The organism is Pseudoalteromonas luteoviolacea (assembly GCF_000814765.1).
GTDB classification, from domain to species: Bacteria; Pseudomonadota; Gammaproteobacteria; order Enterobacterales; family Alteromonadaceae; genus Pseudoalteromonas; species Pseudoalteromonas luteoviolacea_H.
The window spans coordinates 229,893-242,500 of the sequence record NZ_JWIC01000008.1; the positions used below are offsets into that span (position 1 = coordinate 229,893).

Annotated in this window: 9 protein-coding genes (1 of these 9 only partly in view); 4 read left to right on the forward strand and 5 right to left on the reverse strand. The window is 42.6% G+C overall.

Going from position 1 to position 12,608, the window contains the following annotated elements:
• Nucleotides 1–63: 63 nt before the first annotated feature.
• Nucleotides 64–1,473 carry a M20/M25/M40 family metallo-hydrolase gene (locus JF50_RS20705; protein ID WP_039611264.1) on the reverse strand — a complete coding sequence of 470 codons (1,410 nt, stop codon included), beginning with the start codon at nt 1,471–1,473 and terminating at the stop codon, nt 64–66.
• Between the two features lie 218 nt (nt 1,474–1,691).
• On the opposite strand from JF50_RS20705, the gene dbpA reads away from it, so the two are divergent.
• Nucleotides 1,692–3,074, forward strand: a complete 1,383-nt coding sequence (gene dbpA / locus JF50_RS20710; protein ID WP_039611265.1) for an ATP-dependent RNA helicase DbpA — start codon at nt 1,692–1,694, stop codon at nt 3,072–3,074.
• A 15-nt stretch (nt 3,075–3,089) separates the two neighbouring features.
• Here dbpA and JF50_RS20715 read toward each other — a convergent pair whose 3' ends face one another.
• Nucleotides 3,090–3,692, reverse strand: coding sequence for a DNA-J related domain-containing protein (locus JF50_RS20715; RefSeq protein WP_235423488.1), 603 nt, complete (start codon nt 3,690–3,692; stop codon nt 3,090–3,092).
• Between the two features lie 68 nt (nt 3,693–3,760).
• Between JF50_RS20715 and JF50_RS20720 the strand changes: the two genes are divergently transcribed.
• Nucleotides 3,761–6,616: an ATP-binding protein gene (locus tag JF50_RS20720; RefSeq protein ID WP_080760316.1), complete on the forward strand. Its 2,856-nt coding sequence runs from the start codon at nt 3,761–3,763 to the stop codon at nt 6,614–6,616.
• Here JF50_RS20720 and JF50_RS20725 read toward each other — a convergent pair.
• The 3 genes from JF50_RS20725 to trxA form a co-directional block, all read right to left on the reverse strand.
• Nucleotides 6,587–7,861 (reverse strand): methyl-accepting chemotaxis protein, encoded by a 1,275-nt coding sequence (locus JF50_RS20725; RefSeq protein ID WP_039611267.1) that lies wholly within the window; start codon nt 7,859–7,861, stop codon nt 6,587–6,589. The two genes, JF50_RS20720 and JF50_RS20725, sit on opposite strands and share 30 nt — an antisense overlap.
• A 131-nt stretch (nt 7,862–7,992) precedes the next feature.
• Nucleotides 7,993–9,252: a transcription termination factor Rho gene (rho, locus tag JF50_RS20730; RefSeq protein ID WP_023399073.1), complete on the reverse strand. Its 1,260-nt coding sequence runs from the start codon at nt 9,250–9,252 to the stop codon at nt 7,993–7,995.
• A 210-nt stretch (nt 9,253–9,462) separates the two neighbouring features.
• A complete protein-coding gene (gene trxA / locus JF50_RS20735) occupies nt 9,463–9,789 on the reverse strand; it encodes a thioredoxin TrxA (protein WP_039611268.1) in 327 nt (108 codons plus the stop codon).
• Between the two features lie 92 nt (nt 9,790–9,881).
• On the opposite strand from trxA, the gene rhlB reads away from it, so the two are divergent.
• Both rhlB and gppA read left to right on the forward strand, forming a co-directional pair.
• Nucleotides 9,882–11,165, forward strand: coding sequence for an ATP-dependent RNA helicase RhlB (gene rhlB / locus JF50_RS20740; protein WP_039611269.1), 1,284 nt, complete (start codon nt 9,882–9,884; stop codon nt 11,163–11,165).
• A 30-nt stretch (nt 11,166–11,195) separates the two neighbouring features.
• A protein-coding gene (gene gppA / locus JF50_RS20745; RefSeq protein ID WP_039611270.1) for a guanosine-5'-triphosphate,3'-diphosphate diphosphatase crosses the window boundary here: on the forward strand, nt 11,196–12,608 show its 5' portion. The gene runs 90 nt beyond the window's last position; 1,413 of the gene's 1,503 nt are visible here — the first part of the coding sequence; its start codon is at nt 11,196–11,198; the stop codon falls past the right edge of the window.

A 12,608-nucleotide genomic window follows, 5' to 3' on the forward strand; every position in this document is an offset into this window, starting at 1 on the left:
TGATTATGATTATTGTATTGCCAAGACAAAGATAGCATGCCTTTGTCTTGGCACAAAGTGGGTTTATTTACCTGCCATTTTGGTTTCTGCATTGGCTGCCATCAAAGCAAAAACGGCATAAGCGGCCGTGTTTTGCTTCAATTTATCTGGGTCTACTTTATCCAGAGTATCATCGGCAGTGTGGTGATAGTCGAAGTAATCAGTGCCGACTTGATGCAGATCGAAAATTGGTGCCGAGGCAGTTTGCTTGAGTGGAATAAGGTCAGGTCCACCACGGGCTGCATTTTTACGAATATATTTTACCCCAAGCGGTTTTAACTGCTCAGCGATGGCTCTGACGACTGGGAGCGACGCGGCATTCACGTTTGACTCAAATGCATACACGATATCAGCGCCAAAATCAGACTCTGCGGCAGCAACAATATTATCGAGTTGTTTTTCATAGTGTTTGAAATAGGCCTTAGCACCCCACAAACCAAGCTCTTCTGCGGCAAATAACACAACGCGGATACTGCGCTCTGGGCGGGTGTGGTCGGCGATATGCTTAGCCGCAGCCATGGTTAATGCCACCCCTGCACCGTCATCGAGTGCGCCAGTCCCTAAATCCCATGAGTCTAGGTGGCTGCCCAGTAAGACATATTGCTGTGGGTATTTAGAACCGGTAATTTCACCGATGACGTTGTAGCTCGTACCTTCACCAAGATCTTCAGTTTGAATATTTAACTCAACTTTGACTGGCTTTCCAAGCGCGATCAGGCGCGCTAATTGGTCCGCATCAGGGTTTGCAACTGCGGTTGCTGGGATTTTTGTTACCCCTTTGGTGTAGTGGCTGCCACCAGTGTGCGCAAATCGGTGATGACTGGTACTGACCGATCGCATCATGTAGGCGATAGCGCCTTTTTTAGCGGCTTCAACGGCACCTTTATTACGTGCTTTAACAGCAGGCCCATAGCCATTACCGTCGATATCACGATTCATACGATAGTTCACAAAAGCTATCTTGCCTTGCAAACTGTTAGCAGGTGCTGCAATTAATTCATCGAAAGTTTCAAACAAGACGACTTCGCCAGACAGGCCTGTTTCAGGTGTACTGATACTATTACCAAGCGCAGTTAAATGGAGTGGTTGCTTACTTGGCGTTAGAATAAAACCGGATTCGTGGTAGCGACGCCACTCTGGAAATTTGGAAGGTTCCAACCACACTTTATCAAAACCAAGTTTTTGAAACTTCTGCTTAGCCCATGCAACGGCCATTTTATCATTTTCAGTACCCGGTAAGCGTGGGCCTACCTCGGTTGTAAGGGACTCAACCAACTGCCAGCTGAGGTCGCTTTGTCGAGCGTGTTCGCGCACTTTTTCAACCATCTCCAACTCTGCTTTTGTAAACTCTTGGGCATAAGCGATATGGCTGGTACAGAGTGCGACAAGCGGCAGTATGCTGGATTTAATCAGCGTACGAAATGCATGTTTCATGAATAATCCTTGATAGATAAATTGAGTTTTATTTTGACATCGAAACTATTTAATTTAAACGTTAATAAGATGAATGACATGAATATGCACTGTAGGATTATTGTTGTCTTGTGTGGGATGACAGTGTGTATTGTGCTTTGAATGCCAGAATACAGTTATATACTAAGAGTCGAGGTTTTTGGTAAAATTGACGTAATTTGATTTGTTAGGACATCCATGTGAATTTGCTATTTTCTCAACTTCCCCTGCGCCAAGAGTTGTTTACTTCTTTGTCAAACGCCGGCTTTAATAAAATGACGCCGATTCAGTCGCAGGCGATACCGGAGTTATTAAGTGGCAAGGATGTTGTCGCACAAGCTAAAACGGGCTCTGGTAAGACGCTGGCTTTTAGTCTGGGGGTGTTGCAACAATTGGACCCGCATGCACAGCAAATTCAAGGGCTAATTCTGACTCCAACACGCGAATTAGCATCGCAAGTGGCGGATGAAGTCAGGAAACTGGCAAAATCATTGGCGAATATCAAAGTACTGACGATTTGTGGCGGAGAACCGATTGGTCCACAGGTCAGCTCATTAGAACATGGTGCACATATTGTGGTGGGTACTCCAGGTCGTGTTGAAGAGCATTTGTTTAAAGGGACATTAGATTTAACCGGTGTCAGTCACTTTGTTTTGGATGAGGCCGATCAAATGTTAGAAATGGGATTCATCGATGCCATTGAAAACATTGCCGTCTATTTATCACCTACTCGTCAAACGATGATGTTTAGCGCGACATACCCTAAAGACATAGAAAAGCTCGCAAAGCAGTTTATGCAATCGCCAGTTGTCGTGAAAGGCGAAACTGAAGCGCTTAACAAGCAGATCAAACAACAGTTTTATCATTTAAAAAATAATAAGCTGCGATTTAATACTTTAAAACTATTGTTATTACAGCACAAACCGCAAAGTTGTATCGTATTTTGTAACACCAAAGTTGAGACCAAAAAGTTGTATACTGAATTACAACAAACGGGTTTACAAGTTGTGGTATTGCACGGTGATTTGGCGCAAATTGAACGTCAGCGCATGTTACTCCGCTTTGCTAATAAAAGTGCCTCTATTCTTGTTGCCACAGATGTGGCGGCCAGAGGGCTCGATATTGATGATATCGATATGGTTGTTAACTATCATATGGCACTTGAACCACAAACTCATGTGCACCGTGTAGGTCGCACGGGCAGAGGGGGCAAAAAAGGGTTTGCGTGTTCTTTGTATGGAGAAAATGAAACATTCAAAGTCAAACAGCTCAGCGAGCTGTATGAAAGAGAATTTAATCCTTCTCCCACACCACCGTTGAGCTTATTGGATAAACCAGTATATAAACCGAGCATGGTTACCGTGGTACTTGATGTTGGTAAAAAGCAAAAAGTCAGGGCTGGAGACATCGTCGGTTGCTTAACTGGTGAAAATGGCATCAGTGCTGCGCAAATTGGCAATATCACGGTACAAGACAACCAGGTTTATGTGGCGGTATATCGAGATGCGGTTAAGCCTGCTATTCGTAAGTTACAGGCGGACAAGATAAAAGGTAAACGCATCAAAGCAAAACGGCTAGTTTAGTTATTTAAGAGCAGCTTATAGTGTGCTTTTGAGCTGCTCATATTCTTGCTTTATTTGTTTAAAGATGGCTGCATCACCGCCTTTATCAGGGTGGTTTTCGATGGCTAGCTGACGCCATCGTTTTTGCAGTTCAGTTGCAGAATACTGTGTTGGTAGCTGCCATTTTTTTTGTAACTGTGCGCGCGCTTCAGAACCGAGGCTTGGGGTAGTGAGGAGATACTTTTGCCAAAAGCTCGTTAACAATGCTTCGATGTCCTCTTCACTTGTTTCATAATTGCTCCAATCTAAATAATAATGTCTAAGCGCTGCTGAGCTTTCAACTTGAGGTGCGTTTGAATTGGGTGTATCCACTGCGGCTTGATGAAGGTAGATATCCATATTTGATACGTGCAAGTGATGACCATATTCATGTAGTTCATTTTGTAATTGATATAGCGCATTCATGATTAAAAAGTTTTTCTTAAACAATTCTTTGTGTGGATCAGAGTCTAAGTTAGGGAGCGCCTTATGTGAGGTGATCTGCGCTGCTAACTCATGAACTTTGTAGTGTGTTCCAGTGGAGAGAATTTCAAAAATAACATCTAGTAATGGGTTGGTCATTGTTCGGTCTGTAAACATAGTGTATCTTCATTGCATAGGATATTGTTGATTAAATATTACGCTATTGCAAATTGGGATTAGCACGGATGGCAGTTATAAAGACATGCTGTATGTTGATAGTGGCATTAGGATTCAGTTTTTACACCATGGCAACTGAGCCGCTTAGTGAGGTTCAGTCGTTACAACAGCAAATCGAAAATATTACGCAACTAGATGATTGGCAAGAAAAGAAAATGGCGACTGAGCAATTGCTTAATCACCCTATGTTATTGTCAAAACAGCGTATTACATTACTTCAAAATATGGGCAGTGCCGCCTTTTCTTCTGGCCAAATTACAGATGGTATAGGTTATTTTAAAGAGTTGGAACTGTCCGTGGATGGTGATCTTGACCCTGAACTCTTATATCAAGCAATGAAAATGCAAGGCATTGGCTGGTACCACTCTGGTGGTTTTTCAGCGGCGGTCACTGAATATGAACGAGCATTGGTGCTGGCGCGACTGCATTTACCTTCCATTGAACTTGGCCACATTCTTAATAACCTTGGGCTAGCGCGTTTACAGATGCATGATTTAATCGGTGCCTTGTCATCGTTTACTGAGGCGTATTCGATATATCAAACCCATGGTGACGATCAAGATGAAGCCGATATTATTCTCAATATTGCAGGTGTTTATATTCGTTTGCTGCGATACGAAAAAGCGGAAGAGTTGTCTCTCAAAGCCATAAAATTATTCAATGTGCTCTCTGATAGCTATGGTCTTGCGTTAGCTCAGGCTAATCTGGGTGTGATGTATACCCATACTGGGCGATATGAGGAAGCACGTACTTTTTTGCAAAAAGCCGTAGATTATTATGAAGCGGCCAATGATATTAAACATCTTTCTTATGAGTATGCAAACTTGGCAAGAGTAAGTGTGGTTTTAGGTGAGGTTGAACGGGCTGAAGTGGAAGTAAACTTCGCAATATATTACGCCGAAAAATCAGGAAACTTGGCGAATATGGCTGAAGCACTTCATGTACAAGCGCAGGTAGATTTAATCAAAGGCCAGATTGTAGCGGCAATGGAAGCTGCTCAGCGAAGTATGGAAATAAGTCGCGATTTAGGTAGCTCCTTACGAGAAAAAGAGTCCATGTTACTTTTTGCACTGACAAAAGCGGCACAAGGTGAAACAGCCAATGCTTTGTCGATTATGGTGGAATATAACAAAGCGCGGACACAGCTACTAAATCAGGCGTTATTCTCAGAAGCTGAAAAATATCAAAAGCAATTTGAAGAGAGCGAGCTAAGCCAAGAGTTGGCAAAATTAAAACAAGCCCAGCAGCTTCAAGAGCTCAAGAGTAAACAACAGCAGCAGTTGATTTGGATGAGCATGCTTGTGGTTGGGTTTGCACTATTAGCATCCATTGCTTGGTATCGAAGAAGCCTTGAACACAAGGCCAAACTGGATTTGCGTCATGAGGTTGCATTGCGCACGGCGGAATTGCAAAAGACTGCAGACCAACTGCGCAGTGCAAATCAAATAAAAAGCCAGTTCTTAGCAAATATCAGTCATGAGATTAGAACACCATTGACCGCAATTCTTGGGTACAGTGAAAATATGTTGCGTGAAAATCAGCACAACCTTGAGTTGAAAGAGCCGCTGGAAGTGCTGCTTAGGCAGGGTGTGCATTTAAAAGAATTGATTAGTGATGTACTAGATCTGAGTAAGATAGAAGCTGAGCAACTTGAGTTAGAAATGACCGAGTTTAATGTAGAGGCACTACTCACCGACATTACGGATATGTTTCACCATCCCTGCATTGAAAAATCACTCGAGTTAATCGTTGATCATCACCTGGAGACACCCTATTGGGTGTGTCTAGATTATGTACGCGTCAAACAAGTACTTATTAATTTGCTAAGTAACGCCATAAAATTCACTCATAAAGGGCATGTCGAGCTGATAGCAGAACCTTCAGAAGGGGGGATCAGATTTACAGTAACGGATACAGGGATTGGGATGTCTGGTGAGCAATTGGATAAAATTTTTGATTACTTTCAGCAGGGAGATAACAGTATCTCTCGCCGTTTTGGCGGGTCTGGATTGGGCCTAAGCTTATCTCAGCAGTTAGCCAACATGATGGGGGGGACCATTCGAGCGATGAGTGAACTGCATGTAGGCAGTCGGTTTTCGTTTTGGCTTCCTTGCAAACGTTTAAATGCTTCACATTGTGAAAATACGGCACAACAATCTCAGGTAAGGCCTGCGGCAATGTTTAGTGGTGAAGTATTGGTCGCGGAAGACCATGATGATAATCGTGCGCTATTTGAGCGGATTTTGCATCAACTTGGTGTGAAAGTTGAGTCGGCAGCGGATGGTCGACAGGTTGTAGAAAAGTGTTTAAGTAGCTTTCCTGATTTAGTACTGATGGATATACAAATGCCAGAAATGGATGGTTTGGAGGCACTTAAACTACTTCGCCAAGCAGGATATGAGGGGCCTGTTTATGCACTTACTGCGAATGTGATGGAACATGAAATAAGTTATTATCTTAAAAATGGCTTTAGTGGACACTTAAGCAAACCGATTGAGCATAACAAGTTAGTGACCGTGTTGCACAAAGAATTACAAGAGAATGAACAGCAAAACAATCATGCTGAAATGTGCTTAGATATGAGTGACTTGAAACAGAGTTTTGCATCAACTTTAGAGCAAGAGCGATATAAGTTAATTGATCTCTGGCAAGACTCAGATCATGATGGGTTACAATATCATTGTCACAAAATCGCTGGTGCGGCGGCCGTGTTTGGTTTTACTGCCATTGCTGACATAGCGAAACAATTTGAGCAAGCCCTTAAAGAGCAAAAGCAGGCACAATATCAAGATTTGTTTTTGATTTTGTGTGATGAACTGAAGGTGCAAGCCTACTCAGAACAATTCGATGTCACTGGAGTCTGAGTCATCAGGTTGTGCTTTGGGTTGGCTTGTAACGGGTGCCGCTGCGGGGGTAGAGCGGCTTTTATCAACCCTAGGGTCTAAATCAGGATCAGGTGTTTCAGTTTTGAAAATACTGAGCTTTTCATGAATGCTGGAGGATAAGTTTAACAAATCGGCACTTGAAACGGCTTGGATTTTTGAGCTTGATAATGCATCAGAGTTAAGCTCTACCATAGATTCTATACTTGATTGCGCTTCATCTGATACCAGCTTTTGCTGAGACACTTGAGCGTGAATACTGTGCGACATCGCATTGATATCTAACATGGCATGCTCAATTTGGTCAACTTCTTTGGTAGACTCTTCCGACAGTTGCACTGTTTTATCAGTCTCTTCTAGTGCGAGCAACATTAACGAATGTGCACTGTCAGTGCCCGCCTGTATTTTACTTACCATGGAACGGACTTCTTGCGTTGATTGACTGGTACGCGCAGCTAGATTACGAACTTCGTCTGCAACGACTGCAAACCCTCGGCCTTGTTCACCGGCACGAGCGGCTTCAATTGCAGCGTTTAGCGCAAGTAAATTGGTTTGCTCGGCAATTGAGTTGATCACATCGATAACGGCACTAATGGCATCACTGTCCGTTTTTAATGTTTCAATTTGTTCGCTAGTTTGGCGAATATGGCTGGCAAGACTCAGCAAACTTTGTTGGCTGTTGTCAGTGTCTATTCGCGTTTTTTTGACAGCCTCAGTGGCACTTTCGACCGAGTTATAAATTTTTTCCAGATTTTCATCAAGTTCTCGAGAAACCACCAACATGCGATTAATTGATTCCGCGAGATCTTCGCCATGAGCATGCTGTATGGTGGCTTTTTGTGTCATTGATGCATACGTATCCCTGAGGTCATCTGCCATCGGTGCGAGTCGTGCTGAGCAGGTATACACTTCACAGATCAGATGTTCAATTGTCGCTAAGCCCGCATTAAGTGCTAAACAAGCTGGCGGGATGTGTTTATTTTGGTCGTCAAATCGATACGTTAGATCAATATGCGTTTCAGCCAATAAGGCATTCACTAAGTTATCGAGATAACCGCCTTTATCATGATACTTTGAAATGGTGTAATAAATCATCGTTGCACTGATGACCATGAGAGTACAGAGAAGAAGTGTTGCGGTTAAAGTGAAATCAAAGTAGGCGGCGCAAGCTACCGTAATGACAATATTGGCGCACGTGGTACTAACAACACCGACGTTTAAACGCATATACTTGATACTCCTTTCTATGGGTTTAAAAACTAGACTTTTTCCAATTAGATTAATAGGTATAGTCTAGTTCAAAAAGAAATCCAAGCTGGTGTTAGACGAAAAAAAACCTGCCGGAGCAGGTTTCTTCACTATTTTCGCTTCATGGAATCAAAGAACTCATCATTCGTTTTACTCATCGACAGTTTGTCGATAAGGAATTCCATGGCGTCTATTTCACTCATTTCATGTACGATCTTGCGTAAGATCCACATTTTTTGTAACTCATCAGGCTTCGTTAATAACTCTTCGCGACGAGTACCTGAACGGTTAAAGTCAATCGCTGGGAACACTCGCTTTTCAGCAATCTTACGATTTAGGTGTAATTCCATGTTACCAGTACCTTTAAACTCTTCGTAGATAACTTCATCCATCTTAGAGCCGGTATCAATCAGTGCCGTTGCGATAATGGTTAAGCTGCCGCCTTCTTCAACGTTACGCGCAGCACCAAAGAAGCGTTTTGGCTTATGTAGTGCGTTTGCATCAACACCACCCGTTAAGACTTTACCTGATGAAGGAATAACGGTGTTATATGCACGTGCTAAACGAGTGATAGAGTCAAGCAAGATAACCACGTCTTTTTTGTGTTCTACAAGGCGTTTTGCTTTTTCAATAACCATCTCTGCAACTTGCACGTGACGGCTCGCTGGTTCATCAAAGGTAGAAGCGACAACTTCTCCTTGTACTAAACGCTGCATTTCTGTCACTTCTTCCGGACGCTCATCGATAAGCAGTACCATCAAGGTTGCATCAGGGTTGTTGTAAGAGATAGATTGCGCAATGTTTTGTAGCAACATTGTTTTACCAGCTTTTGGTGGCGCTACGATAAGTGCACGTTGACCTTTACCAATCGGTGAGGCAAGGTCTAATACACGCGCTGTAATATCTTCAGTACTACCATTACCACGCTGCATAACTAGACGCTCATTTGCATGAATCGGCGTCAAGTTTTCGAATAAGATCTTTGTTCTAGAGTTTTCTGGCTTATCAAAGTTAACTTCGTTCACTTTTAAAAGTGCGAAGTAACGCTCGCCGTCTTTAGGTGGACGGATCAGACCGCTAATTGAATCACCAGTACGCAAACTGAAGCGTCTGATTTGACTCGGCGATACATAGATGTCATCTGGTCCTGCTAAATATGAAGCTTCGGAAGAGCGTAAAAAGCCAAAGCCGTCTTGGAGAATTTCTAAAACACCGCCGCCGTAAATGTTTTCGCCGCTTTTAGCATGCGCTTTCAAAATAGCAAAAATAATATCTTGTTTTCTTAGACGGGCTACGTTTTCGAGTCCCATTGACTCGGCAAGTTTTACAAGCTCATTTATTGACTTGTCTTTAAGTTCGCGTAAATGCATATTGGTGGGTTCTTTAATTAACTTTGTCTTCTCGTCGCACGAGGGATTGAGTTGATATTTGATAAAAGGTTAGTGGCTCTATAAGTTAGCAGCTAGCTAGCGAGTCGTCCAGTCTTTATACAAAAAATAAATCCATTAATCTAATAAATGGTCGCTAGTTAGTGAACAAAAAGCCCAAACATATCGTGTTTGGGCTTTTTCGCAGAAGTATTAAACGTTGTCGTTTAAGAACTCAACAAGTTGAGTCTTCGACAATGCGCCTACTTTAGTCGCAGCAACAGCACCATCTTTGAACAGAAGTAAAGTAGGGATACCACGAATACCGAACTTACCAGGTGTACCTGAATTTTGGTCAATGTTTAGTTTACCAATGCTCACTTTACCTGCAAACTCTTCCGCAACTTCATCAAGGATTGGCGCGATCATTTTACAAGGACCACACCACTCAGCCCAAAAGTCCACAAGAACAGGGCCGCTTGCATTTAGTACGTCAGCTTCGAAGCTATCGTCAGTTAATTGAATTATTTTGTCGCTCATTACGTTCTCCGATAGAAATTTGGCGAATTATTTAGTGCGTATTTAAACACTCTTGTTTCTTATTGCAAGTTTAAACGTTATGCTTTATTGCTATGACTAAGACACATTTGACCAACACGAAATTTTCAGACTTTGCTTTAGCACCGGAAGTGGTCGCCGGTTTAACAGCGAATGGCTTCGAACATTGTACGCCAATTCAAGCAAAGTGTATGCCTTACGTATGTGAAGGCAGGGACATTGCGGGTCAAGCGCAAACAGGAACAGGTAAAACATTGGCGTTCCTAACCGCGACTTGTCATCGTTTAATGCAAACGCAACCAGAGCAGCAAGCATCAGGACAGCCGCGAGCTATTATCATGGCACCGACACGAGAGCTTGCAATTCAAATTCACAAAGATGCTCAAATTATCGCACCGCACTGTAAATTAAATCTAGGATTAGTATATGGTGGCGAAGAATATGAAAAACAACGGGCGCAGTTAGAAAAAGGTGTTGATATTTTAATTGGCACAACTGGAAGGCTGATTGATTTTTATAAACAAGGCGCATTCAATTTAAACAGTATTGAAGTCGTTGTATTGGATGAAGCAGATAGAATGTTCGATCTGGGCTTCATTAAAGACATTAGGTATTTGTTTAACCGCATGCCTGGTACGCAAGAGCGCATGAACTTATTGTTCTCAGCGACTTTATCTTATCGCGTACAAGAGCTCGCTTTTGAGCATATGCACAACCCTATCCATGTTCAAATTGAGCCAGATGTTAAAACTGGCAAGCGCATTCAAGAAGAGCTGTTCCAACCTTCACAAGAGGACAAATTGCCTTTACTTCTGACTCTAATTGAGGAAGATTGGCCTGAGAAGGCAATTGTGTTTGCGAATACTAAACATAGCTGTGAAAACGTTTATGAATGGTTAAAAGCAGATGGCCATCGTGTCGGCTTATTGACAGGCGATGTGAATCAGAAAAAGCGTTTATCAATTCTGACAAGGTTTACAAAAGGTGAATTGGACTTATTGGTAGCGACGGATGTTGCTGCACGAGGATTGCATATTCCTGAAGTGAGCCATGTGTTCAATTTTGATCTGCCAGATGACAGAGAAGATTACGTACACAGAATTGGACGTACCGGTCGAGCTGGTGCATCGGGTCATGCGATTAGTTTTGCGTGTGAACAATATGCTTACAACCTACATGAGATTGAGGAATACATCGAGCATGCAATCCCTATTTCTCAGTATGATAAATCAGCATTGTTAGATGATTTAAAAGCGCCTGTAAAGCAACATCGTAGAAATTACCAATCAGGCCCTAGAAAGCGTGGAAATACACGACGCCAAGGTAATTATAAAAAAGCATCGCCTAAGCACAGTTAAAAGTAGTAAAGGTAAGTAGAGGTCACAAGCGTGGGATACAACTCACCACTGAATAATGTATATGCCGTTATAGATTTGGGCTCTAACAGTTTTCATATGTTAATTGCAAAACATATGGCTGGAGGGGTCCATACGATTGGCAGAGTAAAACGCAAAGTGAGATTAGCCGCAGGGCTAAATGAACAATATGTTTTATCACAAGAGGCGATGGAGCGCGGGTGGGAATGTCTATCCTTATTTGCAGAGCGATTGCAGGATATTCCAGCGCAAAATATCAAAATTGTTGCCACCGCTACATTACGTTTGGCGACGAATGCGCAAGAATTTAAACAGCGGGCTGAAAGTATACTGAACCATAAAATCGAAATTATTAGTGGTGAATTGGAAGCTTGCACTATTTACAAGGGCGTTGCGCATACCTCTGCGTGTCATGGCAAGCAACTGGTGGTAGATATTGGTGGTGCCAGTACCGAAGTTGTTATTGGTAGAGGTTTTGATGCTGAGATTTATCACAGCCTAAATATGGGGTGTGTGACCTATCTTGAAAAGTTTTTTAAAGACGATCGCTTAAGCGAAGAGAACTTTGCGAATGCTATTGCAGAGGCTAAAAGCACGGTAGGTCCCCATGTTCCTGCCTTTCAGCAAGTCGGGTGGGAGCTTGCCATTGGTGCATCGGGCACGGTTCAGGCAATACAGGAAATATTTTCTGCATTAGGGTTGGATGAATACCTGTCATTGGACAAGCTTTATCACATCAAATCACTCGCTATTCAATGTAAGACAATTCCCCAGCTTGATCTACCGGGGTTAAGTGAAGAGAGAAGGTTGGTATTTGTTTCAGGCTTAGCAATTTTGATTGCGTTGTTTGAATCATTGGACATTGAATACATGGGATTGGCTGGCGGGGCACTGCGTGAAGGTGTCTTATATAGCATGATCGATGACCTGAGTGTGGCAGATATTAGAAAGCGTACCCTGAACTGCTTTATTTCGCGCTATCATGTAGACAACTTGCAAGCTCAGCGTGTCTTTGAAATTAGCAATGGTTTTTTAAATCAGCTTGAAGGTTATTGGTCTGTCGATATGCGTTTCGGAAGTGATGCGCTTAAAGCCGCATCTGTTATGCATGAAATTGGCCTTTTGATTGATTTTAAAGAGTATCATCTTCATAGCGCATATATATTAGATAATAGTGTGATGCCAGGGTACACGCGCGCGCAAAAACAGCTTATAGCAGCGTTGGTGAGTTGCCATCGTCTAGATATAGATACTGATGCATTTTCGCAATTAGGTGTTCATCAACATTTGGCTGAAGTATTAATTCGTCTATTACGTATTGGGGTAATACTATCAATGCGTCGTCAGGATGATGTGCTACCCGAATTGTTTCTGACGGCATCTGAGCCAGAAACGTTAACACTTACTATGCCTAAAAGTTGGCTT

Bases quoted from the DNA above. Each gene is read 5' to 3' on its own strand.
- JF50_RS20720 (WP_080760316.1), top strand. From the start codon at position 3,761: ATGGCAGTTATAAAGACATGCTGTATGTTGATAGTGGCATTAGGATTC.
- JF50_RS20715 (WP_235423488.1), bottom strand. From the start codon at position 3,692: ATGTTTACAGACCGAACAATGACCAACCCATTACTAGATGTTATTTTT.
- rho (WP_023399073.1), bottom strand. From the start codon at position 9,252: ATGCATTTACGCGAACTTAAAGACAAGTCAATAAATGAGCTTGTAAAA.
- JF50_RS20705 (WP_039611264.1), bottom strand. From the start codon at position 1,473: ATGAAACATGCATTTCGTACGCTGATTAAATCCAGCATACTGCCGCTT.
- rhlB (WP_039611269.1), top strand. From the start codon at position 9,882: ATGACTAAGACACATTTGACCAACACGAAATTTTCAGACTTTGCTTTA.
- trxA (WP_039611268.1), bottom strand. From the start codon at position 9,789: ATGAGCGACAAAATAATTCAATTAACTGACGATAGCTTCGAAGCTGAC.
- JF50_RS20725 (WP_039611267.1), bottom strand. From the start codon at position 7,861: ATGCGTTTAAACGTCGGTGTTGTTAGTACCACGTGCGCCAATATTGTC.